The 24,224-nt window shown below is 52.9% G+C and carries 29 protein-coding genes; 15 read left to right on the top strand and 14 right to left on the bottom strand.

Features of this window, described 5'->3' with window-relative positions; all coding sequences use genetic code 11:
* Positions 1-171 precede the first annotated feature (171 nt).
* From ACSPJT_RS19900 to ACSPJT_RS19890, 3 genes are all read left to right on the top strand, one after another.
* Entirely contained in the window at positions 172-333 is a 162-nt protein-coding gene (locus ACSPJT_RS19900; RefSeq protein ID WP_435894313.1) for a hypothetical protein, read from the top strand.
* An 87-nt stretch (positions 334-420) separates the two neighbouring features.
* Positions 421-561, top strand: a complete 141-nt coding sequence (locus tag ACSPJT_RS19895) for a hypothetical protein (protein ID WP_435894312.1) — start codon at positions 421-423, stop codon at positions 559-561.
* Positions 562-585: 24 nt separating this feature from the next.
* Positions 586-753: a hypothetical protein gene (locus ACSPJT_RS19890; RefSeq protein WP_435894311.1), complete on the top strand. Its 168-nt coding sequence runs from the start codon at positions 586-588 to the stop codon at positions 751-753.
* Positions 754-839: 86 nt separating this feature from the next.
* Here the strand turns inward: ACSPJT_RS19890 and ACSPJT_RS19885 are convergent, their stop codons facing one another.
* Positions 840-2,447, bottom strand: a complete 1,608-nt coding sequence (locus ACSPJT_RS19885; RefSeq protein WP_435894310.1) for an FAD-dependent oxidoreductase — start codon at positions 2,445-2,447, stop codon at positions 840-842.
* A gap of 19 nt (positions 2,448-2,466) precedes the next feature.
* Complete coding sequence (locus ACSPJT_RS19880; RefSeq protein WP_435894309.1) at positions 2,467-2,814, bottom strand: hypothetical protein; 348 nt, start codon at positions 2,812-2,814, stop codon at positions 2,467-2,469.
* A gap of 62 nt (positions 2,815-2,876) precedes the next feature.
* On the opposite strand from ACSPJT_RS19880, the gene ACSPJT_RS19875 reads away from it, so the two are divergent.
* From ACSPJT_RS19875 to ACSPJT_RS19845, 7 genes are all read left to right on the top strand, one after another.
* Positions 2,877-3,146, top strand: a complete 270-nt coding sequence (locus tag ACSPJT_RS19875; protein WP_435894308.1) for a hypothetical protein — start codon at positions 2,877-2,879, stop codon at positions 3,144-3,146.
* Positions 3,147-3,196: 50 nt separating this feature from the next.
* A complete protein-coding gene (locus ACSPJT_RS19870; RefSeq protein WP_435894307.1) occupies positions 3,197-3,577 on the top strand; it encodes a four helix bundle protein in 381 nt (126 codons plus the stop codon).
* Between the two features lie 37 nt (positions 3,578-3,614).
* Positions 3,615-4,412: a TatD family hydrolase gene (locus ACSPJT_RS19865; protein WP_435894306.1), complete on the top strand. Its 798-nt coding sequence runs from the start codon at positions 3,615-3,617 to the stop codon at positions 4,410-4,412.
* A gap of 2 nt (positions 4,413-4,414) precedes the next feature.
* The gene (locus ACSPJT_RS19860; protein WP_435894305.1) at positions 4,415-4,618 is read left to right on the top strand and encodes a hypothetical protein; all 204 of its coding nucleotides are present in this window, start codon (positions 4,415-4,417) and stop codon (positions 4,616-4,618) included.
* Positions 4,619-4,770: 152 nt separating this feature from the next.
* The gene (locus ACSPJT_RS19855; RefSeq protein ID WP_435894304.1) at positions 4,771-5,022 is read left to right on the top strand and encodes a hypothetical protein; all 252 of its coding nucleotides are present in this window, start codon (positions 4,771-4,773) and stop codon (positions 5,020-5,022) included.
* A 22-nt stretch (positions 5,023-5,044) separates the two neighbouring features.
* Entirely contained in the window at positions 5,045-6,196 is a 1,152-nt protein-coding gene (eboE, locus tag ACSPJT_RS19850; protein WP_435894303.1) for a metabolite traffic protein EboE, read from the top strand.
* A gap of 70 nt (positions 6,197-6,266) precedes the next feature.
* Positions 6,267-6,647 carry a VOC family protein gene (locus tag ACSPJT_RS19845; protein WP_435894302.1) on the top strand — a complete coding sequence of 127 codons (381 nt, stop codon included), beginning with the start codon at positions 6,267-6,269 and terminating at the stop codon, positions 6,645-6,647.
* A gap of 26 nt (positions 6,648-6,673) precedes the next feature.
* Here ACSPJT_RS19845 and ACSPJT_RS19840 read toward each other — a convergent pair whose 3' ends face one another.
* From ACSPJT_RS19840 to ACSPJT_RS19795, 10 genes are all read right to left on the bottom strand, one after another.
* Positions 6,674-8,386 (bottom strand): sulfite reductase subunit alpha, encoded by a 1,713-nt coding sequence (locus ACSPJT_RS19840; RefSeq protein ID WP_435894301.1) that lies wholly within the window; start codon positions 8,384-8,386, stop codon positions 6,674-6,676.
* Positions 8,387-8,585: 199 nt separating this feature from the next.
* Entirely contained in the window at positions 8,586-9,512 is a 927-nt protein-coding gene (locus tag ACSPJT_RS19835) for a hypothetical protein (RefSeq protein WP_435894300.1), read from the bottom strand.
* A gap of 91 nt (positions 9,513-9,603) precedes the next feature.
* Positions 9,604-10,197, bottom strand: a complete 594-nt coding sequence (locus tag ACSPJT_RS19830; protein ID WP_435894299.1) for a trimeric intracellular cation channel family protein — start codon at positions 10,195-10,197, stop codon at positions 9,604-9,606.
* A gap of 48 nt (positions 10,198-10,245) precedes the next feature.
* On the bottom strand, positions 10,246-11,070 hold the full coding sequence (locus tag ACSPJT_RS19825; RefSeq protein WP_435894298.1) for an SDR family NAD(P)-dependent oxidoreductase: 825 nt from the start codon (positions 11,068-11,070) through the stop codon (positions 10,246-10,248).
* An 11-nt stretch (positions 11,071-11,081) separates the two neighbouring features.
* On the bottom strand, positions 11,082-11,501 hold the full coding sequence (locus ACSPJT_RS19820) for a DUF6941 family protein (protein WP_435894297.1): 420 nt from the start codon (positions 11,499-11,501) through the stop codon (positions 11,082-11,084).
* A 91-nt stretch (positions 11,502-11,592) separates the two neighbouring features.
* Entirely contained in the window at positions 11,593-12,636 is a 1,044-nt protein-coding gene (gene lpxD, locus ACSPJT_RS19815) for a UDP-3-O-(3-hydroxymyristoyl)glucosamine N-acyltransferase (protein WP_435894296.1), read from the bottom strand.
* Between the two features lie 39 nt (positions 12,637-12,675).
* A complete protein-coding gene (locus ACSPJT_RS19810; protein ID WP_435894295.1) occupies positions 12,676-13,257 on the bottom strand; it encodes an OmpH family outer membrane protein in 582 nt (193 codons plus the stop codon).
* A 52-nt stretch (positions 13,258-13,309) separates the two neighbouring features.
* Positions 13,310-14,296 (bottom strand): malate dehydrogenase, encoded by a 987-nt coding sequence (locus ACSPJT_RS19805; protein WP_435894294.1) that lies wholly within the window; start codon positions 14,294-14,296, stop codon positions 13,310-13,312.
* A 77-nt stretch (positions 14,297-14,373) separates the two neighbouring features.
* Entirely contained in the window at positions 14,374-15,309 is a 936-nt protein-coding gene (locus ACSPJT_RS19800) for a bifunctional riboflavin kinase/FAD synthetase (RefSeq protein WP_435894293.1), read from the bottom strand.
* 552 nt (positions 15,310-15,861) lie between these two features.
* Positions 15,862-16,446, bottom strand: coding sequence for a heavy-metal-associated domain-containing protein (locus tag ACSPJT_RS19795; RefSeq protein ID WP_435894292.1), 585 nt, complete (start codon positions 16,444-16,446; stop codon positions 15,862-15,864).
* Positions 16,447-16,647: 201 nt separating this feature from the next.
* Between ACSPJT_RS19795 and ACSPJT_RS19790 the strand changes: the two genes are divergently transcribed.
* Together ACSPJT_RS19790 and ACSPJT_RS19785 are read left to right on the top strand one after the other, a co-directional pair.
* Positions 16,648-20,436, top strand: coding sequence for a phosphoribosylformylglycinamidine synthase (locus ACSPJT_RS19790; protein ID WP_435894291.1), 3,789 nt, complete (start codon positions 16,648-16,650; stop codon positions 20,434-20,436).
* An 82-nt stretch (positions 20,437-20,518) separates the two neighbouring features.
* Positions 20,519-21,289, top strand: coding sequence for a LamG-like jellyroll fold domain-containing protein (locus tag ACSPJT_RS19785; RefSeq protein ID WP_435894290.1), 771 nt, complete (start codon positions 20,519-20,521; stop codon positions 21,287-21,289).
* Positions 21,290-21,363: 74 nt separating this feature from the next.
* Here the strand turns inward: ACSPJT_RS19785 and ACSPJT_RS19780 are convergent, their stop codons facing one another.
* Positions 21,364-21,819: a CYTH domain-containing protein gene (locus tag ACSPJT_RS19780; RefSeq protein WP_435894289.1), complete on the bottom strand. Its 456-nt coding sequence runs from the start codon at positions 21,817-21,819 to the stop codon at positions 21,364-21,366.
* Between the two features lie 74 nt (positions 21,820-21,893).
* Between ACSPJT_RS19780 and ACSPJT_RS19775 the strand changes: the two genes are divergently transcribed.
* Both ACSPJT_RS19775 and ACSPJT_RS19770 read left to right on the top strand, forming a co-directional pair.
* Positions 21,894-22,322 carry a YeeE/YedE family protein gene (locus ACSPJT_RS19775; protein WP_435894288.1) on the top strand — a complete coding sequence of 143 codons (429 nt, stop codon included), beginning with the start codon at positions 21,894-21,896 and terminating at the stop codon, positions 22,320-22,322.
* On the top strand, positions 22,319-22,744 hold the full coding sequence (locus ACSPJT_RS19770) for a DUF6691 family protein (protein ID WP_435894287.1): 426 nt from the start codon (positions 22,319-22,321) through the stop codon (positions 22,742-22,744). The genes ACSPJT_RS19775 and ACSPJT_RS19770 overlap by 4 nt, the downstream gene beginning before the upstream one ends.
* A 6-nt stretch (positions 22,745-22,750) precedes the next feature.
* On the opposite strand, the gene ACSPJT_RS19765 is transcribed toward ACSPJT_RS19770, so the two are convergent.
* Positions 22,751-22,996, bottom strand: a complete 246-nt coding sequence (locus ACSPJT_RS19765) for a hypothetical protein (RefSeq protein ID WP_435894286.1) — start codon at positions 22,994-22,996, stop codon at positions 22,751-22,753.
* A gap of 114 nt (positions 22,997-23,110) precedes the next feature.
* Here ACSPJT_RS19765 and ACSPJT_RS19760 point away from each other — a divergent pair, with 114 nt between their 5' ends.
* A complete protein-coding gene (locus tag ACSPJT_RS19760; protein ID WP_435894285.1) occupies positions 23,111-23,683 on the top strand; it encodes a DNA-3-methyladenine glycosylase in 573 nt (190 codons plus the stop codon).
* Positions 23,684-24,224: the final 541 nt, after the last annotated feature.

Below are 24,224 nucleotides of genomic sequence, written 5' to 3'. Positions count from 1 at the left end.
GAGGACACTAGCTCGCATTGGAATTCCAATCAGTTACAATAGACTGCTGATTTTCCACTCACTTCGCTACTTGCAAGAAAGTGACCGTGGATTAAGTATGTACTGTCTATCGCAGACTCGTCTTATGTTGGCAAAACATCGATCCAAATAAACGAAATCTACATTACTAATATGAAAACTACTATTCCCATCACTGCACTGGCCGCCTTTGGCCTGGCGATACTTCCAGTATCCGCCGATGATGCAGCCACCGCAGTCAAGCCCGCCTCTGAGCAGGCAGCAGCCGTAAAAAAAATCCCCGTCTACGTCCTCATGGTGAGCGGCAAGGGCTGAGGAATTGCTACGAGAGCCAGTTCGGCACTCAAAGAACTCGACGGCGTTAAAGACGTCCTCATTTCCGGGCTACGCGCCACCGTTCTCATGGAAGACGGCAAGGAACTTGATAAAAAGAAATCTACTAAAGCCATCGTCGACAAAGGACTCCAACTCAACTCCTATGAAAAAACCGACGTGACCATTCCAGACTCAGCTTACAACTTGAAAGTAAGCGGCACAGGATGAGCGGACACCAACGAAAAAGCCCGTGTGGCTTTGGAAAAAATCGATGGTCTCACTGCTGCTTACGTCAACGCTGGCATTCAACTGCACTACTCCGCTGAAGGCAGCTTCGACAAAGACAAGGTCGCCGAAATATTGAAACCCTTTAAGATGGCTATCAAGGAAGCCAATAAAGCTGACAAACTCCCCTTCTAAACTGACCGACTAACAATACTGAAAATCAGATATAGTCCGCGATAGATCACCCGAACCGCCCTTCGTCCATCATGACGTCGGGCGGTTTACTTTTTATGAACTGTTAGTAAAAACGGTGTGCTGGCTCGAGAGCCTTCTCGCACGTAGTGCTGCACATTGAATTTTTCTACCGGCAACGCTGACACCCATTTTTTGACCGCAGCGGCTTCTGTATCGCCACCCGCATGCCCAGGATAACACATGATGGTGAGTAGGCCGCCACTTTTGAGCAACTCGACTGATTGCTCTAACGCGCGTAGAGAACTATCAGTCTTAGTGATCAGCGACTTGTCTGCTCCGGGTAAATACCCAAGGTTGAACATGATCGCCGCAACTTCGTCCGCAACAACCTCTCGCATTTCATCATGTGACCTAACATGAAGCTGCACACCCTCAGCAGGAATACCCGCTTCGAGAAGTCGTACCCGGGCAGAGTCGATAGCCTCTTGCTGAATATCAAATCCGATGACTTTACCGTCCGAGCCTACAATAGTGGCTAAAAACAAGGTGTCATGCCCATTGCCAACTGTGGCATCCACGACAAGATCTCCAAGCCTAACGACCTCGGTCACTAATTGATGTGCCGTATGAATTAGGCTCCCAGTAATCTGGTTTTGAGATTTCTGTTGGGCAGGAATGACGAGCTCCGCATCGATCTCAGCCTCACCGGTCAATACCTCAGCGAAGTGTGCTGCCACAGCCGGAGCCATCAGCGAGCCTTTGGAACCGAGGCCGTTGAAAAAACCTAGTTGCTTATAGTCAGAATGAAAACCGATCACCGGTCGACTGTTCCGAATGATCGGACGGACTCCGGCTTCGTGCCCAACCACTTCCTTCGGCAGATCACACCAGGTCTCTAATTTTGATAGCACCTCGGCTCGACCTTTTTCGGTCGGTTCGGAATCGAGCTGATTCCAGTCATAGGTAGCACCGGCTTTCCAAGACCCATCATTCCGCGGAGCAATCCAGCCGTTAGCATGGTAGCGGGTATCCTCAGACAGACCTTCTATTTTTAACGTCAGAATTTCGCCTTTGGCACTGCGATGTGGAATATCGCCAAACCATCCTCCCTGCCCAAGCCCGTAGGCGCCTTGGCAGAGGATGATTTTTTTCGCGACCACATCTTTCCAGCGAACTTCTTCGTCGGAGAACTGCACATCTGCTTCATTAAAATCGTCTTCACGCCAAGAATCATTTTCCGTCAAGCGAGACCTAACCACATCCAAAAACTTCCGAGTATCCAGCCAAGCCCCCTCATGCATGGCAATAGCTCCATGCTCTGATTTCAACGGGCACTGGCTCAAGTCGGCATCATTACCCCATCGCTGGTGTGCTTCAGCTTTACTCAGCCATTTGATCCGCTCTTTTTCAGAGCCTAACAGCCTGATAACATCCGTGGCATGGTAGAGCTGTTCACCAGATTCATTTTCGAGCTGTCGATAAAATCTCTCCGCCGCCGGAAGGTATCTTTCCTGCCGCCATGCCGGATTCAGCCCCTTGCCAGTGAGCGGCGTCACCAGCCCCGCCGCCACGCGTGACGAAGATCCGGCGTCCTGCCGATCGACCACCAAAAGCCGCTGACCACGCTTGAGCAGTTCCACTGCCAGAGTGCTGCCAGCCAAACCCTGACCGATAATCAGAAAATCGACGTCCATCACGTCTCAATTTTCAAACTTACTTCTCTGCCAAAGCCTCTTGGATGCCCTTGTTAGGATCTTCCCAATTTGCGTTATGCCCCTTGGCGTAGTTGAAAAGGTCGCGGTGCATGTATTCGTAGTATGCTTCCTTCTGCTCTGCGTTCAGGCGATGCCAGATGCAGACGTTGAATGCGCGAGTGACCTTCTGCATCATCTTGAGCGTTAGACGGCGGCCTTTGCGGGCCTTTTGCACCTGCTTGTGCGTCAGCTGCTCGGTAGAAACCTCGACCATGTCGTGATTATCCATGCCCCACTCCACCATCATCCGATCAAGTGGCTGCGGTCCGAGGTCGCGCTCGTCTTGGTTGTGTTCGTTCTCGCTCATGCGCATGATGTATCTTAAAATTTAGAATTTGGAATTTAGAATTTAGAATTTACATTGATTTCATGCCCAACAAGCAAGACATGCTCGATCTCTACTTCATGGACTCGCGCTACAAGCTCATCGATATCGCAGCTTTCCTAGACCGCGTCGACCGAAGTGAAGGAGAGACCGATTTCCGCCACGATGGATTCCTGAAAGCCCTCGAAGCAATGCTAGAGCCAGGCGACATGCCTCGCGCGCAAGCCGTTCTTGAAGCCCTTTCGGATCACTCCGAAGAACCGCTAGCTAAAGCAACGATTCAAGGGGCTTTTGGCGCTGTGGGGAAAGAGTAGTCAGTTATAGGTAGGCAGTAGTCGGTGTCTCGTATTCACATTTGATCATTATGGGAAAGTTTGCAGCATCAGCGAAGGAGCTTGAGGTTTACAAAATGGCCTACGGCCTTTCGATGGAACTGTTTGAATTGAGCAAGAAATTCCCTGCGGAAGAAAAATACGCACTGACCAGCCAGATAAGACGTTCGTCGAGATCCGTGTGTGCCAATCTCCGAGAAGCTTGGGCAAAACGGCGCTACCAAGCACACTTCATTAGTAAACTCACCGATTGCGACGGAGAGAATCAAGAAACTGATACCCACATGGACTTTGCTCGTGATTGCCAGTACATTGACCCCTCAACCATTCAGCGACTCCAAGACATTAATCAACAAATCGGCCGAATGCTCGGAAAAATGATCACCAATCCCAAACCATGGATCACCGCGTAAGCGACTGCATACTGCCTACTTATAACTTACTACTGTAATGAAATACATCGAACCACACGCTCACATGGTGAGCCGGACGACCGACGACTACCAGGCCATGGCCATGGCTGGCTGTGAAGTTATTTGCGAACCGGCGTTCTGGGCTGGATTTGACCGCTCCTCGCCTCAGGGCTTTTACGATTACTACTGTCAGTTGACGGAGTATGAACCTGCCAGAGCGAAGAAGTTTGGAATCGATCACTACTGCTGGCTTTGCATCAACCCGAAGGAGGCTGAAGACGCTGGGTTTGCCCGTGAGGTGATGGCGATTATTCCGGATTTTCTCGATCGCTCGACGGTGCTCGGCATCGGTGAGATCGGGCTGAACAAAAATACCGTCAGCGAGCTGGCGATTTTTGAGGAGCATGTGGAGATCGCTAAAAAATACGACCTCCCTATCCTGATTCACACGCCACACTTAGAAGACAAACTCAAAGGCACCAAGCTGATTTTGGACGCCTTGAAAAATGCCCAGGTCGATCCTGGCAAGGTCATCATTGACCACGTCGAAGAGCACACAGCCGGTCTGGTGTTAGACGCTGGCTTCTGGGCTGGCATGACGCTCTACCCTGAGTCGAAATGCACCCCACCCCGCGCCATCGATATCCTCGAGAACTTCGGCATGGAAAACATCTGGATGAACTCGGCCTGCGACTGGGGTATTTCCGATCCTCTGGCTGTGGCCAAGTGCGCCATCGAGATGAAACGCCGCCAGCACAGTGCGGAGGTCATCAACAAGGTGGTGTATGACAATCCGGTAAAATTCCTCAGTCAGTCTAAAAACTTCAAAGTGTAGCCATGGATCTGGATCAACTCGAGGAACTCAAATCGTCGCTTCGCAAACTCTCACACAGCGAGCAGGATCACATCGCAAGCTTTCTGCTGATGGAGCGGATGAAGCGTAATAAGCTGGTGATGCCCGCCATTCACCAACGCATCGAAGACGCGGATCCGGAAAACTGGCCTACCTGGGAGAAAACCAAGGAGAAACTAAGTGACTGATCTGTCTGGTAGGGCAGATTGGCCTCAATCTGCCGGATCGAAGTCATTCAACTACCCAACCCCTTAAGGGCTCCGACTCATTAGACGGCATTTCCAACGATTGATTCTGTAGCCCGGCGGCATGAGCCATGCCGCCCTACCATCACCCAACCATGAACACTCTCGTCTACCTCCACAGCCATGCTGCTGATCACCTGCATGGGCTTGGAAATCCGCAGCCGGTGATCGCGTTCATCGATCAGCTGGAGCGCAACCCTGAAACGGTTGGCGATTACCGCCAGCCTGATCCCCGTGGCCGCATGATCGAGGTCAAAGTTATCGGTCGGCAGGCCGTGCTCTTTTTTAAAGACCCGTTTGCAGGATTGGTCAAGATTCTCGAGATCCGCAACGTAGAGGCCATCTAAGCTTTAAACTCACATATCAGTTTTGAAATTCCACAACGCTCACCTTGCCTACTGCACAAACATCCATCCGGCCGAAAGCTGGGAGGAAACCCTACACGCTCTCAAGACCCACACACTCGCCGTACGCGACAAAGTCCTGACACCCGACTCTCCAAGCGGCTACGCCATCGGGCTGCGTCTATCCGCCCGTGCCGCCAGTGAGCTGCTAGAGGAATCTAACTTATCTGATTTCAAGGCATGGTTAGAAAAAGAGAACTGCTACGTTTTCACCATCAACGGATTCCCCTACGGCGATTTCCACGGCACTCGGGTGAAGGAAAAAGTATTCCAGCCAGACTGGACCACGGATGAGCGTCTGGACTACACCATTCAGCTTTTCGAAATCATCGCGCAGCTGGTGCCAAAGGGCATCGATGGCTCAGTTTCCACTCTGCCAGGGTCACACAAAACTTTCCATGCTGATGAAGCGGCCATCTTCACAAACCTTGAGCGTTGTGCGGTGAAAATTGAGGAGCTTTCCCAACAATATGATCGTGATCTCCACCTTGGCCTGGAGCCGGAGCCGCTGGGACACTTTGAGAACACCGAGGAGTCGCTGGCATTTTTCGATCGCTTCCTCGCGACCGTGGATGATCCGGAGATGGTCAAACGCCGCATCGGTATCAACTACGACACCTGTCACTTTGCTCTGGAGTTTGATGATTGTAAAAAGTCACTCGATGCTCTGATCAATGCCGGACTGAGAATTTCCAAGGTTCACCTCTCCAGTGCTCTCGAATTTGATCCTCAATCAGATGAAGCCATGGAATCCATCCGCAACTTCGATGAACCTACCTATTTTCATCAGGTCATTTTGTTAGATAACAATAGAGGGCTGACCAGACACCCGGACTTGCCTGATTTTTTTGCTGATTTGGAACAATCGAACTCCTCCCACCCGGACGCCATCGCCGGAAGAATCCACTTTCACATCCCTCTCTACTCGGAGCCCGAAGCGCCCTTGAAATCAACTCAAGACCATGCCGTCGACGCGTTGAAATACTTGGCCGAAAACCCTAACTTCTGCAGCCATTTCGAAATTGAAACTTACACTTGGGGTGTGCTTCCGGATGATCTGCAAATCCCCATCGAAGACCAGATCGCTCTTGAATATGAGTGGGTATCTAATCAGTAAAGTGTGCTTCTAACGAATCCCCCTTTTTTGCCGTGACGATCTGATCGAGATCACGCAGGTTGGTCAGGTTATGAAAATCAAACGAGCTGGCTTCATCGCCTTTCCGGCATCGGACTTCGAGAAATCTGTCGCGTTCTACCGTGATTTGTTAGAATTACCGATGGTAGCTCAGGGTGAAGACCCGTTTTCTCGCTACGCACATTTCGACTGTAAAGGCTTCGGTGTCCGAGTTTATGAATGGACCAAGCCGTTCAACCGAGCGCACACGGGTTTGCAAATGCTCGTCGATGACGTCGACAGTCTGCATCGTGAACTGCGTGAACACGGCGTAAAATTCAGCGGCGATATCCGCGATGAACCTTGGGGAGGTCGCGTGGTTACCGTCAGTGATCCAGACGGCAATCTCTTTGATCTGCTGAATGCAGACTTTGAAGACAGGTTGCAGAGCTGATCAGTGGCCAAGTCGGGCCACTCACCTTAATAGACGTCGCGGCAGTAGCGTTTGTCTTTGCGCAGTTCCTTGATGTAATCGAGGGCTTGCAGCTCGCTCATGTCACCTTGTTCCTGGGCGATCTCAATGAGGGCGGCGTCGACGTCTTTGGCCATGCGTGATGCGTCACCACAGACGTAGAAGCTGGCACCGGACTGAAGCCAGTTCCAGAGTTCCTCGGCATTTTCCTTCATGCGGGTTTGCACGTAGATTTTTTCCTTCTGGTCGCGAGAGAACGCGGTGTCCAGTCGGGTCAGTGTGCCATTTTCCTGCATCGCTTTCAGCTCCTCTTCGTAGAGGAAGTCAGAGCTGACATGCTGATCGCCAAACAGCAGCCAGTTACGGCCTTTGGCTCCTGTCGCTTGGCGCTCTTCGAGGAAGGCGCGGAAAGGAGCGATACCTGTTCCCGGGCCCACCATGATGACATCGGTGTCGGTATTTTCAGGAAGACGGAAAGCTTTGTTGGTGTGGACAAAAACACCAGGCTTGAGCCCTTCTGAACGGTCTGAAAGGAAGGTGGAGCAAACACCACCACGATCGCGGTAGTGGCTGTGGTAGCGCACGATGGCAACTGTCAGATGAACTTCGCCAGGGTGGGCTTTCGGGCTCGAGGCAATGGAGTAGAGACGCGGCTGGAGTTTCTTCAGCACGGACACAAAGTCCTCGCCGTCAGAAAAGTCAGCCGGGTGGTCCAGAACCAAATCGATGAGTTCACGGCCCCAGATAAAGTCGTCAATGGCGGCCTTGTCATCTGACTCGATGATGGCGCGCAACATCGGCGATCCGGAGCGCTTCTGCCAAGCCACCAAAAATGCCTTGGTCAGCTTACGGATATCGTAGTGCGCGATGAGTGCGTCTCGCAGAGGTGCTTCACCTCCGCCAGGAAGCGGCACTTCGTCCTTGGTGTTGAATGGAAGCCCCGCGAGGATTTCGTCAACCAGTTCGGGTGGGTTTAGTGCCATGACGCCAAGCGCATCACCGGCCTCATACTCGAGTTCTGAACCATCCAGAGAAAGCTCGATGTGGTTGGTCTGCTTCGCCGAACCGGGTCCGTTGAGATTGTAATTCTTGAGGATTTCCGAGGGGAAAGGATTCTTTTTGCCGTATCCCTGCGGTCCTTCATCTTCTGAAGAATCGGTGGCCACGGATTCGGTGCCAAGTGATGCGAGTACACCGGAACGCCAAAGCGCGTAGTTGTCATCAAAATCGACGTCACAGTCGATACGATCATGGATTTTCTCAGCACCAAGAGCTGCCAGACGTTCGTCAAATTCGATACCGCAAATACAGAAATCCGGGTAATCGGTGTCGCCAAGCGCGAGCACGGAGTATTTCAGACCTTCAAGCTTAGGGGCAGCATCGCTCATCAGCCATGCATGCAAGTCCATGGCGTTATCCGGTGGATCACCGTCACCGTAAGTACTTGTGATGATCAGTAGATGCTCCTCAGATGCCAGCTTCGTTTTATCATAAGCCGCCATATCGACGACGTCCGGGGTGAACCCGACCTTGGCCAGTGACTTGCCGGTTTTTTTAGCGAGGTTCTCCGCGTTGCCTGTCTGGGAGCCCCAGAGAATCGTGATCTTCCGGCCTTGAGCAGGCTGGGCATCGGCGAGCTTCTTCGCGAGAAAGTCATTCAGCCACTGACGTTGTTCGTCAGTGAATGGTGCGTCATCGGGTAATGTAAGGTCGATGTTCATGAAAAAATGTCAGATGGGCCGCTTGTGGATGAAAAAAGCGCGCATTTCCCTGCCAAAGGTTGGCGAGAGGGAAATACGCGCTCAACTAGGCGTTTACAAGATTGTTTTGTGATCTATGACGCTGTTTTTTCAACTAAAACGCCTGTTTTCGCGTCGACCTGACTCTATCAGAGCCTGATTTCCGGTGAAATCTGGCGAGTTATGGTAATTTGAGTTCGGTCTTCTCAGACATCGTCATCGGTCCTTCAACCGTCATTTTTCCAGCCCCTTGATTGATCGTGCCGTTCATGGTGACGGTTCCCTCCATCTCGTTTTCAAGGTCTACGAGGTGCTCGAGTGAGCGGTGAATGCGGAATTTGCCTTTGACCTTCATGACCATGTCTCCCTCGCCGGTGGGTGAGGTCAGATCGACGTCGGCCACTAACACAGCGCATTTCTGGTCTTTGAATGTTTCCACACCCTCAAAGGTCACCTTGAAGGTGCCGCTCAGTTTCTGCCCGTCATCACCGAAGGAAGTGATTTTTGAGGTATCCGCGTCCCAGCTGTCGCCTACTTTGCGACGTTCAGTGCCGTAAATATGTTTGGAGTCACCGTCGCCGTTGATTTTCTTGGCAATTTTCTCGATTTTCTCCTGTTGTTTTTCGGTGGCTTCGCCGCCATCGAGTTTTCCAGTCCATACGCCATCAGTTTTGGTGAAAACCACGGTCTTCTCGTGAAGTTCATCCAGTTCCTTGGGTTGGTTTTGCTGTTGGCCCATCATCACCATGGAACCTTCAGAAGCGCTTTTCTCGACTTTCATGGTGATCTTGTCATCAGAGTCGACAGTGTAGACGCTCACTTTTTCGCCAACACGAGTCATGCTGCCGTCCATTTTCTGGCCCTGCATTTCCATGGTCAACTTGCAGTCCTTCATGGTCATGACCTCGGTTTCCGTGCGGACCGTTCCCACAGGAAGGGTCTTCGAGCTGTCAAAGAGTAGATAGCCCGCAACCTCTGGATCAACTGCGGCTGTTGATTTGCCCTTTTCGGACTCTGCTGAGGAGCCGGTATTGCTCGTGGTTGATTCTTTACATGATGCGAGCACAAACAGCCCGCCAAACGCAACAAGCGCGATAGATGATTTCATTTTCATAACGGCTGTGAGACTGAGTCAAGGTAGACACATGGGCAATACAAAACGCGTGAAGATTAAAACAAACCTGCGCTCGGATGAGAGCCTAACCGGACGATTGGTTGATCGCATAACGGATAGCTAACAAACGGACACCGGCCGTGAAGATCACCGTGATGGGTATACTAACGGCTTTCCCCACTCCCCAGTGCTCCAATCCAAGCATCAGCAATGCTCCCGCCAAGGCTGCGGTGGCGTATATCTCCTTCCGGAAAATCAGTGGAACCTCGGTGCGCAGGACATCGCGAATTACTCCACCAAATGTGGCGGTGATCACTCCCATCCCCGCAGCCGCCCACCAACTCAGACCATGCTGAACGGCGACATCCGTCCCGATACAGACAAAAATCCCAAGACCAAAGGCATCCATCACAGATACCTCACGATTGAATTTTTCCCAGAATACTGGAAACAGAGTGGCGCACGGGGTGGCTATCGCAGCAAGAATGACATAGGCTGGATCAATAAAAATCGGAGGCGGCACCGTGCCCATCATCACCGAACGCAATGTTCCCCCGCCGGTGCCGGTAACCAGGGCCAGGACAAAAACGCCCCAGAAATCCATGCCTTTCTGACGCCCAGCCAGTGCTCCTGAAACACAGAAGAAAAAGGTGCCGATGATGTCCCAGTAATATAACATGGCGATGGATTACCTATCGCCAGACTACTAGCAGGCGACAGTCGACAACTATAATTTACCGCGACGATTCGTCACGACTGCACGCAAGACAGCCATCGGCAGCAAGGAAATCCCCGCTGCGAGCAAGGCTACTTTCCAGCCAGGATAGATGCGGGCTTGATCGGCATGCAGAGCCCGGATCGAGTCCGACACTACTTTTTCGGCCGTTACGTAAAAACCCTCACGCGATGGCAAACTTTCACGTTGGATGTCGCGCATGGCCACTTTCCCAAAGTTGGTGTGTACCGGACCAGGACAAACTGCGAGCACTGGGATATTGAACTCACGAAGCTCCAGACGAAGGGCTTCTGAGAAGCTACTGACGTATGCCTTGGTAGCCGCGTAGACCGCAAAATCAGGCATCGGCAGCTTACTGGCTAAGGAGCTAACATTGACAATAGCCCCCTCGCCACGGGCAATCATGCCTGGAAGAAAGCTATGGCAAAGATGCGTCAGAGCTGTGATGTTGACCTGGAGCATGGAATCCAGCTTCGACCAATCGGCATTGGCAAAATCGCCATAGTCACCCATTCCAGCATTGTTGACTAACAAATCAGGTTTGAGAGCTAGTTCCTCACATCGTTCCACCAAGACGGTACGTTCCGCCTCCACGGTGAGATCCGATGTTAGGCAGCGAACTTCTGTGTCCGGTGAGGTAACACTAAGTTCGGCAGCCAGTTTTTCTAACAAATCACCTCGCCTAGCCACCAGCACCAGTGCATCGCACGATGGTGCCAACTGGCGGGCATACTCCTCACCGAGACCGGACGATGCGCCTGTCACCAGAGCGCAACGATATTTCCGGCCGGTTTGTTGAGAGGTGAAGCTGTTCACCGAATTGAGGGTTAGGCAGGCTGCTGCTCAGGCTTGTCAACTTTGACAATGCGGAGTGGCAAGCGCTGAATGAGCTCGTCATCGATGCTGATATCGATGGAGTAAAATCCTGCTTCAGCGAACTTCAGACCTTGAAGGTTGAGGACCAGGTTACGGGTCATGAATGGCACGTTGTCTGGCAGCTCGACAGGCATGTCGGCATCGATCGGCATTTTGTCGTCAAGAGACTTGCCATCGCCGTCGATGATGTTGACGGAGAACTTGTGCTGGCCGTTGTCCTCGGGAGTGATGCAGAGGCGAAGTGCCAAGCAGCACTGAGGATGAACTACAGGCAGAGCCTGGGCGGCGAGTGTGTCGAAAGTGCCGGAAAGCACCATTTTGCCGTTATAGTCGGCAGCGAAGTCACAGAGAGTAGCAATTTGGATATCCATAATTAATGAACCTTTGTTTGAAGGCGGGCCTTGTTTGCACCCAAACGGCTAGCGAGTCCAATCATAAAGACAGGAAATTCACGACCTTTGGCTATTTCTCCATCTCGTCCACCCTCTTCTGCAGATCTCGAACCTGGGTAATGAGCTTGGGCAATCTGGCGAGAGCCGCTTTTTTCTTCTGTTCCTCCTGAATGGGCCTCGCCGGCATTCCCATGTAAACGGTATCGCCTTTCATGTCTTTGGAAGCAACAGCCCTAGCAGTGAACACAGCACGGTCATGAATTTTCACATGCCCCACCGAGCCAGTCTGTGCGGCCATGGTGACATAATCCCCCATGTGGGTGCTACCAGCCAATCCACTCTGCGCCACAATCAGACAATGTTTACCAATCCTGACATTGTGGCCAATTTGAACCAGATTATCTAATTTGGTCCCTTCACCTACGACGGTTCTACCAAACCTGGCTCGGTCCACCGTGGAATTGGCACCGATGTCGACATGATCCTCCAAAACCACAATACCCACCTGATCGATTTTTTCATGTTTTCCGTCCACCAGCGCGTAGCCGTAGCCATCTGAACCAATCACCGCACCTGGCTGGAGCGTCACATGATTTCCAAGGACACATCGCTCACGCACCGTTGAGTTCGCGTGTAGCACACAGTTTTCACCGATGACAACATCCTCACAGACCACGACGCCGGCTCCGATCTCTGTGCTATCACCAATGCTGACGCCAGACTCAATAATAGCCCCCGCTTTGACGGAGACCTTATCAGGGTTCAAGCTAACACCCTCCGCCACAAAAGCAGCAGGGTGAATGCCGGGGACAAACTTACTGTGCGCGGTGACAAATTTCTTCACCACTTCGCCAAAAGCGTGCGAGGGGTTTTCAACCTCTATCAAAGTCGCCGACTCCGGCGGTGCCGGGTCTTCGGGAACACCGGGAGGGATTAAAATCACCCCAGCCTTTGTCTGTAGAAAGTCTTGGTAGTATTTTTCGTTGCCCAGAAAGGAAACGTCTTCGTGACCAGCTTCATCCAGAGCAGCCATGCCAGTAAGTTCAGTAGACTCACCCTGACGAACAATCCGTCCCGTGGTGAGTGAGACGAGGTCTTCCAATGTGAGTTTCATGAAAAATTAAATGTGGCAGTGGGTCTGCTAGAGAAGCGATCAGTTTCCTGACTCGTTCAGTCGTTTGATAATGACGGCGGTAATGTCCTGTGCCGAGTCCAAGTGAACAAACAAAGGCACGTTACGTGTAGTGTACCCCCCCATCTCGATCACCATATCGTATTTTTTCTCCAATGCGTAGACCTGCACGGCCTCTGTAATACGATCCAAAATCAATTTCGACTGACTGGACACCTCGCGATCATGCGCGCGTTTCGCCTTAGAGAAAAAGTCCCGACGGTTCTCTTCGAGAGCAAAGGCATCACGTCCGAGACTGACGAACTGTCGGTCAAGTTTTGCTTTTTCCTCAGCACTAACGGAATCCTTATCGGCATGATATTTCTGATGCATTTTACTACGCATCATCTGATACTCATTGATGACAGCCAGACGCTCGTTATTCTCCCGTTCGAGAGCTTCTCTGGCTTTTTCAAGTTTCTCCTTCGATTCTGTGGCATACTTCCACTTGTCGAAAATTTCGCGCACGTCAACCGTGGCGATTTTCAATTCAGCGGCCTGAAGGCGGGACACAGACGCGCCCAATAGCAGCATTGCCAGGCAAGAAAGAGCAGCCAATTTCATAGAGAAACGCATAACTTGAGTCTCGGGTATAAGCAAGCACAGAGGCTTACACCTAGCCGAGCAGATCTGAAACGGCATCGCGTTCGTCACGGAGCTCCTGAACGGAGGCTTCGACCTTGGCGGTTGAAAACTCGTCGAGTTTAACTCCGGGAACGATATCCCAGCGACCATCAGCATCCACTCGGATCGGCATGGAGGCAATCAGTCCGGCGTCAATGCCATAGGAGCCATCGGAACAGACTGCGACGCTGGTCCAGTCGCCCTCAGGTGTGGGTGTGGTCAGGCTACGGACTGTATCGACCACCCCATTGGCGGCCGAGGCAGCGGAGGATGCGCCACGGGCTGCGATGATGGCGGCGCCACGCTGCTGCACGGTAGAGATGAACTCGCCTTGAAGCCAATTGGTGTCGGAAATGACATCGGTGACAGGCTGGTTATTAATCTTGGCATTGGTGAAATCGGGATACTGGGTCGCGGAGTGATTGCCCCAGATGCACATATTGCTGACGTCGCGATTGTGAACCCCGGCCTTTTCAGCTAGCTGGGACTTGGCACGGTTTTCATCGAGACGAGTCATGGCGAAAAATCGGTCGTTTGGAACGCCTTCGGCATTGTTCATGGCAATCAGAGCATTGGTGTTGCATGGATTTCCTACGACCAGCACGCGAACATCGTCAGCGGCATTGGCAGCGATCGCTTGTCCTTGGCCGGTGAAAATTTTGCCATTGATGTTAAGCAGGTCAGCGCGCTCCATACCTGCTTTGCGCGGCACAGAACCGACTAGCAGTGCCCAGTTGGCACCTTTAAATCCTTCATTGAGATCGCTGGTAGCAACGACTTCGTTGAGCAGAGGAAATGCGCAATCGTCGAGTTCCATGATCACACCTTGCAGTGCCTTCATGCCAGGCTCGATCTCGATCAAACGAAGATTGACTGGCTGCTCAGGGCCAAACATGGAGCCGGATGCGATGCGGAAAAGGAGCGCGTAGCCGATCTGACCGGCTGCACCTGTAACTGAAACTGTGATAGGTGGATTCATGATAATAGATGGATGCCATTCACTAGCCATAGCCTGCGCCTGAGGTCAATCTGTTATCCCAAATCTACGCCGAGAAATCAGCTTTCTTCAAAGGACCGGCAGAATTCGACATCCCTATCGATCTGCGCTTTCAACTCGTCCAAGGAATCAAATTTCTTTTCATCGCGCACCCTTTGCAGAAAACGAACCTCCATGTCCTGTCCGTATAAGTCACCCGAATAACCTAACAGGTGAACCTCTAACATCCTTCGTTCCTCACCGTTTTCTACGGTCGGTCTCATTCCAAGGTTACCTGCTCCACGATGTATCGAGCCGTCTTTCAAAGCCACATCAACCGCCCAGACACCGTCGGATGGCAGCTGTTCATTATGTGCTCTGAGATTAGCTGTAGGAAAACCTAACTGCCGCCCCAGTTTCCGGCCTTCTACGACAGTTCCAAGCACAGTGTATTCACGCCCTAACATTGCTGCGGCGGCTGTCAGGTTTCCGTCACGAATAGCCTGACGAATGCGAGTGCTGCTCACTCGTTCTCCGTCCAGCATGATCGCACCCAGAGCCCTAACATCAATGCCGTTTTGCTGACCAAAACTGCGCAGAAGATTCACGTCTCCGCTACGTCTGTTGCCAAATTTCCAGTCCTCTCCCATCGCCAGAGTTCTCAGGTCCTCACAGGCATCATTCATATCATCGAGGAAACTTTGTGCATCCAGTTCAGCAAATTCCGGAGTGAAAGGAATGACGACCAGCAGATCCACACCGAGATCACTCAGCAGCTCTTTTTTATGCGTCAGGGATGCCAAGATCCGCTGCGGGGCTACTTGGGGTGCCAACACCCGAATGGGATGCGGATCAAAGGTGAGCACGCCCGCGATGCCGCCACCTGACTTTGCCGCATCCACGGCCGCACCGATCACTGCCTGATGTCCGATATGCACGCCATCGAATACGCCAAGAGCGAGGTGGAGTGGCCCGTTAACTGATCGTAATTCTTCCAGACTGTGGATCGTTTCCATGATGATGAACAAGGCAGTGGCGCCACTCCTCTGCGGCAGTCATCGCGCCATGTCTCAGGGAATGAAAGACAAAAAACACCCGGCGTCCGACTATGACGTCAGAGCACCGGGTGTGAAAATGAGTTAACTAGTATCTAACTGATCGAACTATGGCTTTTTCGCACAGCAGGCTTTAGTGCATCCTGTTGGACATGCTTTTTTCTTGGCACAACAAGCTTTGGTGCAACCAGGCTTGCATGTCTTGGCAGCGCAGCAGGCCTTTTTACATCCGACTGGACAGCTGGAGGCCGATTTTGTGGCACATGAGCTGAGAGCGAAAGCTGATACAGCAATGACGGACATGAGTGACAGGTTGTTGATTACTTTTTTCATACGTGTTGGTATATTATTGTTAGTTGATGGCTGAGTGATCGTCACCCTCCATGATTGAAGTGAGAATGACTTCACGGAAGTTTATTCCATCTGATTATTGTTTTTTTTGCAAAGAAAAACCGCCCGATGCACTTGGGCAACGGACGGCTTTGAATTTCGATTAGTTCATCAACAATACACCTAGCTGGCTTTGAAGCCGCTGGCGGTGATTGCTTTGACTACAGCTGCACGATTGCTCTTGCTGGTCTCAACATCGACAACAGCCTTGCCGCTCTCGTGGCAAACTGATTTCACAGTGACGCCATCGATGGCGTTCAACGCTTTGGTCACTTTTCCGGAACAGCTGCCGCAGGTCATACCTGACACAGGGACAGTGATACGCTCAGCAGTGACTGCGAACTTGCCGTTGCTGATGGCTGCGACGACGTCTGATTTTTTGACTTTAGCTGGATCATAATCAACCACAGCACAACCAGTTTCGTGGCTGACTTTCTGAACCGTGACGCCTTCGATTGCCTCAAGTTTCTTGGTTACTGCGCCGGAGCAACCACCACAGGTCATGCCTTTGACCACGTAGGTCACACGCTCTTGGCCCTCGGCCACTTTCGCTACGGAACACTCACCCTTGCTTGCGCATTCGGTTGAGGCGGTGGCGGTTTTATCGCTGCATTTGGTGCAGTCACAATCGGCAGCACATGCGGCGAATGCTACTTGAGCACAGCCCAGGACAAATGCGCCCGACATGAATTGAATGATATTTTTCATTGATATTTAGTTTGTTTTTCGGGGGGGCGGGAGTGCTTCCCGATCGTGATTTCTTAGAAACGGGCCATCACGACCCGCACTCCAATATGAGAGAACTAACACAGCATAAAATTCCTGCAAGTTTCTCCTGATTTTCATATTTTCCTTTTTTGTGTTTTTTCCCCACGCATTGGTCTTGCCCCAGCGCGCCATCCTCCTAGTATGCCGCCTTCCCTTTTCACCACGCCACCAATCAGCCTAACCATGCACCGCGTCTTCGTCGAAAAACAGCCCGAGTTCAATGCCCCAGCCCGTGAACTCCTGCACGATCTCCGTGAGAACCTCGGCCTCGAAAATCTGGAGAACGTCCGCGTCATCCAGCGCTACGATGTCGATGGCCTTTCCGACGCCGAGTTTGAAAATGCCACCAAGCTGATCCTTTCCGAGCCCCAAGTGGCCACCGCGTCATCCGACTTGGCCATTTCCTCCGGCGAAACCGCCTTCGCCGTCGAATTCCTGCCCGGCCAATTCGACCAACGTGCCGACTCCGCCGCCCAGTGTGTACAGATCCTCACCCACGGCGAACGCCCCCTCATCGCTTCCGCCCGCGTTGTCGTGCTGCAAGGAACTCTCACTGATGCCCAACTGGCTGAGGTCAAAAACTACGTGATCAATGCCGTCGATTCCCGCGAGGCATCCATGAACACTCCCGAGTCCCTCGAAATCAAATCCGATGTCCCCGCCGACGTTGAGATCCTCGAGTGGTTCACCACCGCCAGCGAAGCCGAGCTGGCTGAAAAACGCGAGGAAATGGGCCTCGCCATGTCGCTCGCCGACATGGTTTTCACCCAGTCCTATTTCCGCGATGAAGAAGGCCGCAACCCTAGCATCACCGAGATTAAGATGCTGGACACCTACTGGTCCGACCACTGCCGACACACCACCTTCGCCACCAAGATCAACTCCGTGAAGTTCCAAGACGGCACCGAAGTCGTCGAGCAAGCTTACCAGCGCTACCAAGAAACCCGCGAGGATGTATACGGGGATAAAATCGATACCCGTCCGGAGACGCTGATGGACATCGCCCTGATCGGCATGAAGGAGCTGCGCAAAACCGGCGAACTCGACAACGTCGAAATCTCCGAGGAAATCAACGCCGCCTCCATCGTCATCCCCGTGGACGTCGATGGCGAGGAGCAGGAGTGGCTGCTGATGTTCAAAAACGAAACCCACAACCACCCCACCGAGATCGAACCCTTCGGCGGCGCGGCCACCTGCCTCGGCGGCTGCATTCGCGACCCCCTTTCCGGTCGTTCTTACATTTTCCAAGCCATGCGCGTCACCGGTGCCGCCGACCCGCGCACACCGTTCGCCGACACCATCCCCGGCAAACTCCCGCAGCGTAAGATCTGCAAAGGCGCTGCCGATGGCTACTCGTCTTACGGAAACCAGATCGGTCTCGCCACCGGCCAGGTCGCCGAGGTTTACCACCCGAACTACGTCGCCAAGCGCATGGAAATCGGCGCCGTCGTCGCTGCCGCTCCCAAGGAAAACGTCTTCCGCGGCACACCCGCCCCTGGTGATGTCATCCTGCTGATCGGAGGTCGCACCGGACGCGATGGCGTAGGTGGTGCAACCGGATCATCCAAGGAACACACCGATACCGCCCTCGACAACTCCGCCGAGGTGCAAAAAGGAGACGCTCCCACCGAGCGCAAAATCCAACGCCTGTTCCGCAAAGCCGAACTCGCGAAGAAGATCAAACTCTGCAACGACTTCGGCGCAGGCGGAGTCTCCGTCGCCATCGGCGAAATCGCCCCGTCCCTCGAAATCAACCTCGACGCCGTCAAAAAGAAATACGACGGACTCGACGGCACCGAGCTCGCCATTTCCGAGTCCCAAGAACGCATGGCCATCTGCGTCGATCCCTCAGAGATCGCCTACTTCATGGCCGAGTGCGACAAGGAAAACCTTGAGTGCAACCACGTCGCCGACGTCACCGACAGCGGTCGCCTGATCATCAAATGGCGTGGCAATGAAATCGTCAATTTCTCCCGTGCCTTCCTCGACACCAACGGCGTCACCCTCGACACCCAAATCGAAGTCGCCGCCCCCGGCACCGAATCCCCACTCGGAAAATCCTTACCGTCCGTGGCCGCAGGCTCTACTCTGGAGGAAAAATTCACCACCGCCCTCAGCGACCTCAACTCAGCCTCGCAAAAAGGTCTCGGCGAACAATTCGACGCCTCCGTCGGAGCCGGCACCGTCCTCTGGCCCTTCGGCGGCAAACACCAACTCACGCCATCCGATGCGATGGTCGCCAAGATCCCACTGGTCGACGGCGACACCACCACCGCCTCCTTCATGTCATGGGGGTTCAACCCGAACATCGCCAGCTGGTCGCCCTACCACGGTGCGCTCTATGCCGTCACGGAGTCCGTCTGCCGCATCGTCTCCGCCGGTGCCCACCTCAGCGACATCCGCCTGACTCTCCAGGAATACTTTGAAAAACTCGGCACCGATCCCACCCGCTGGGGCAAACCTTTCTCTGCCCTGTTAGGTGCCTTCACCGCCCAGAACGAACTCCGTCTCGGAGCCATCGGCGGCAAGGACTCGATGTCCGGATCATTCAACGACATCGATGTGCCACCGACTCTGGTATCCTTCGCCGTCGCCCCCGGAAAAACCACCCTCGCCGTCTCCCCGGAATTCAAGTCCACCGACAGCGACGTCTACCTGGTTTCCACCCCACGCGACGAAAACCACATCCCCGACTTCGAAAAGCTCAAGGAAATCGCCGACCTGCTCTACGCAACCAACAGCGAAGGCAAAATTCTCGCCATGCACTCACTGGCAGAAGGCGGCATCGCAGTAGGCCTTTCCAAAATGACCTTCGGAAACCACATCGGAGCCACCATCTCCACCGATCTCGATCTCCATCAGGAACGCTACTTCAGCTTCCTCATCGAAGTCAAAAACGGCGAGTCGTTACCCGCTGCCCTCAACGCCCAAAAAATCGGCCAGACCCACAGCGACCACTGCCTGACCATCGGCGAAGAATTCATCTGCCTCGACAAACTCATCGCCGCCTGGACCGGCACCCTCGAGTCAACTTACCCCAGCCAGATCGAACCCGCCCACAAGGAGCTGGAGACCTTCTCCTTCACCGGAGAAATAGCCAACCGCAAATCCAGCGTCCCAGTTTCCAACGCCAAGCCACGCGTAGTCGTTCCAACATTCCCAGGCACCAACAGCGAATACGACTCAGCCAAAGCCTTCAATCAAGCCGGAGCCGATGCCGAAATGCTCGTCTTCCGCAACCTCACCCCGCAGGCCGTCGAAGAATCCCTCGCCGCCCTCGCCGCCAAGATCCGCGAGTCCCAAATCCTGATGATTCCCGGTGGTTTCTCCGCCGGTGACGAACCAGACGGCTCCGGCAAATTCATCGCCACCGTGCTTCGCAATCCACAAGTCAGCGATGCCATCATGGACCTGATCAAAAACCGCGACGGCCTCGTGCTCGGCATCTGCAACGGCTTCCAAGCCCTCGTCAAAACCGGTCTCGCCCCCTACGGCGAAATCCGCGATCCTGAACCGGGCGCGCCCACCCTCACCTTCAACGACATCGGTCGCCACATCTCCGCCTACGCCACCACCCGCATCGCCTCCACGCTGTCGCCATGGCTGGCCAACACCGAGGTAGGAGATCTCCACAACATCCCCTTCTCCCACGGCGAAGGCAAGTTCTACGCCACCGACGAGGAAATACAATCCCTAGCCGCCAACGGTCAGATCGCCACCCAATACACCGATCTGGAAGGTAACCCCTCCATGGCCTTCGAGCACAACCCCAACGGATCGCTCTACGCCATCGAAGGCATCACCAGCCCCTGCGGCCGGGTGTTAGGAAAAATGGGCCATACCGAGCGCCGTGGCAAAGACGTCGCCAAAAACATCCCCGGCAACAAACACCAGCCGCTGTTCAAGGCGGGAGTTCAGTATTTCTCCTGATTCCGGAAGCAGCGGCGATCGAAAATCAACCACTGCTTCCTTGACCGCAAAGCGGAGCTGTTTAGAATGACTCACACACTTTATGAAACTCACACATTCATTCTCCCTAGGCATCGCCGTATTTCTTGCTCCAATTAGTGCATCAGCAGCTTTACTTGCCCATTATGATTTCACCGACGGTGATATCCTGGACGACGAACAAGGAAATTACGCACTGACGGAAGTGGCACCTGGCACCGGTAACGTTGGTATAAATCCAGACGGTTCCGCTTCATTTCCTGGTAATGGCGCCGCCAATGGGGCCCACCTCGAAGTCGTTGGCCCCGGAGGCTCTGCCAACTTCACCGTGTCGCTGTGGGTCAGAACTGACAGCTGGAGCCAAGGCGGATTTCAAGGGATATTTTCCAATCTCAACGCAAGCACTGCTGGGAACTTTTCATGGCAGATCGATGTGAACAGCGGGACACTACGTGTCGTCTCGGCTACAGCCAATTTTGAAATAATTTCGACTGATGCCACCGGCTTTGCCACTGACACATGGCACCATATTGTGCTCCGCAAAACACCCGCGGGCACTGAGCTTTTTGCTACTGAACTAGGTGATGTAGGAGGCCCCAATTCATTGGGTACAAACGATGATAATCCTGGTGGGTTACAGAACTTTCGCTTGGGAACCAATCGGAACACTGACAGTTTCTTCAGAATGGATATGTCCAATGTCAAAATATATGATGATGCTGACACCCCGATCGCCACACTATTTGCTGAAGGGCCACAACTAGTGCCTGAGCCATCTTCAACGGCACTTCTCGGTCTCGGAGTTCTTGGCTTTGTGCTTCGCCGTCGCCGATAATAAGGTAACCAAATCAATTTCCATCAACGCTCGCTCCATTTGGATCGGGCGTTTTTTCTCTCCTGATACAGAGATCACCAATTGGTGTATGGAGTCACTGATAGTGCTGAATTTGAATACCTCCTGTCTTCGCTCACTTCCACACCCAGCCACGCAGGCTTTTCAAAGGCCTCGTTTTCCGAACTCAGTTCAATTTCCGCGACAACTAACCCGGTGTTCTCCCCCTTAAAAACATCGATTTCCCAAGTATGGGCACCGGTGGCATGGTAATATCGAGTCTTTTCGACCAACGGCCCCACCGCCATACCCAAGAGCTCACGAGCGTCTTCTGGCGGAATTTCATACTCAAACTCTGGCCGTGAGATTCCCACCGTCTGGCCTTTGATCGTTAGAACCGCACGATCGCCCTCTAGCCGCACGCGCACTGTGCGGTCGAGGTCTTTGCAAAGGTATCCCTGCACCATCTCCACCTCACCGGTCCGAGGGAATTCCCCAGTCACCAAAAATTTGCGCTCAATCTCAACTGCCATAGCCATCCTCTACCACGCCTCCAAATTTTCAGCATTATCTTTATCATTTATCTGTTCTGAACTATTCATCATCCATGTTTGACGGTCCATATACCTTCTACCACGCCCTAGCCGGAGGTGTCATCATTGGTCTCTCCAGCTTCATCGCGTCACTTGTCACTGGAAAAATCCCCGGCATTTCCGGAGTCTGCTCCCGTTTGCTGGTGCCGGCTACCAAGGACAAATCCTGGCGGCTCATCTTCCTGATCGGACTCATCGCTGGAGCGAGCCTCGCCTTTAACACGATCACTGCGGCAAGCGTTTACCGCCCCTCTGCTTCACTTATCGTCATGGCGATCGCCGGTCTGTTTGTTGGCATAGGCACTCGCGTCGGCGGTGGCTGCACCAGCGGCCACGGAGTTTGTGGCATGGGACTGGGTGCGAAAGACTCCATCATTGCCACCATGACCTTCATGGCCGTTGCCGTTATCACTGTGTTCATTACCCACCACCTCATCGCATGATCCGCTTCGCCCTCATTCTTTTCGCCGGACTCCTCTTCGGCCTCGGTCTCGCCATCAGCGGCATGACTGATCCGGCTCGTGTCATCGGTTTTCTCGATGTCGCTGGAAACTGGGATCCGTCGCTCATCTTTGTGATGGGCGGAGCACTCACCACCTACGCCGCCTGCATGTTCATAACGCGTAAGGCACGGCACGGCAAAGGCCTATTCAATACCGACCTTCCCTGCGCCGAGTCCGAACCGATCAGTCGCCGACTCATCTTAGGCTCCGCCGCTTTTGGCATCGGCTGGGCGCTGAGCGGTTTTTGCCCCGGCCCAGCCCTCGCCAGCTTGGCCGCTATGCGCACGGAGGCTCTGGTCTTTGTCCCCACCATGCTTATCGGCATGAGCATCGCCCACTATGGCTTTGGCACCGACAAATAGGGCTAATCAGGAGCCAAAAAAGTCCAAACGCTCGTCCGGATCAAACCCGACCGGAGCCGTCCGCGCCAGAATCTCTCGCAACGGCAAGTCAGCCAAACGCTGCAAGCTCCCAGGTTCCCCAGGTTTGAGCTCGATCTTGCGCTGCACAAATTCCGGCAACGACACATTCTGTCGCTTCGCCTGATTTCTCAACGCATGGTACACGGAGTGTGGTAATTGGATGGTCAGTTTTTCAGTCGGTTCATCATTCATGATGCCGGAATATGGCATCCTTGTGTGAAATCCTGATGAAGCGAGGGTGAAAAATCAGGTCGATGGCGAATGTGTTCTGGGTAATATGGAATACACTTCCATGATCAATAAATAATGATTTCCAGAGAATTTTACCTCCAATCTCCACAAGCTGCTGCCCAAAAAATTCTAGGCGGCACACTCTCTCACGGACATACTTCCGGGATGATTGTTGAAACCGAGGCCTATTCCGCCCTAGATGATCAAGCCTGCCATACTTATTTCAGACCAAAAATCCGCCGATTCGTTGAAGACCATCCGGCAGGAACCGCCTATATTTATCTCAATTACGGAATGCATTGGCTTTTCAATCTCATCATCAAAAATCCAGAAAATGGCGAGATGGGCTTCGTCCTCGTTCGAGCTTTAGAACCGATAGAGGGTATCGAGGAAATGCAACGCAATCGGGATCAGGAAGCGGTGAAAAACCTTTGTTCCGGCCCAGCCAAACTCACTCAGGCCCTGTCGATCACCAGCGAATTTAATGGCATCGACACTACTCAAAAGCTCTCTCCGATCCAACTCAGCTTGCCAGATGACTTCTCACGAAAAATCCTCATCGGGACTAGAATTGGCATCACAAAATCGGCAGAGCTACCATGGCGGTATGGATTAGAGAGTTCATGTTTAAGTAAACCTTTCATCTGACCGAAGCTGCTTTATTGAGGTGGTTAAAACGGAACAGGTCAGTCTGCATGAGGGCAATATTGCACGCTTAAAATCTCGTCCCAGGAACATGATTTATGAGCGCTCGGATGGTGGTAATTGGTGGGGTGAATCCTGACGCATTATAGTGGGTATTTTTGCCCCCGAATGGACACGTATTTCAGCGAATTATTCAGCAGAAAACTTACCATTTTTACGGAGCCTGATGGGCGTCTTGGAATACAAAGTCGGGCACGAAAAACAGGGGCCGTAGCATCGCAGCATTCCCCTTGCAATGATTCCGATTATGATCCGAACCGATGATCAGTTTGAAGTGATTTAGTCAGACCGTTCCAGTTCTATCGATATGCTTTTGAGTATGTGGTGAGACTCATCAAAGGGTCTGACCGTCTTTCCATTCTTAGGATACAGCATCATATTTCCAGCAAATCCCTTAATTGATAACGATGTTCACTCTCACTTTTATATGGCACAATAACTGTCAAAAACCCACTTTCGTGCCAAATAAAAGAGAGTTTATGGC

Source organism: Oceaniferula spumae, assembly GCF_042849255.1.
Lineage (GTDB): Bacteria > Verrucomicrobiota > Verrucomicrobiia > Verrucomicrobiales > Akkermansiaceae > Oceaniferula > Oceaniferula spumae.
Note: the sequence above shows the minus strand (reverse complement) of the source record. Positions and strands in the feature narration are given on the sequence as shown.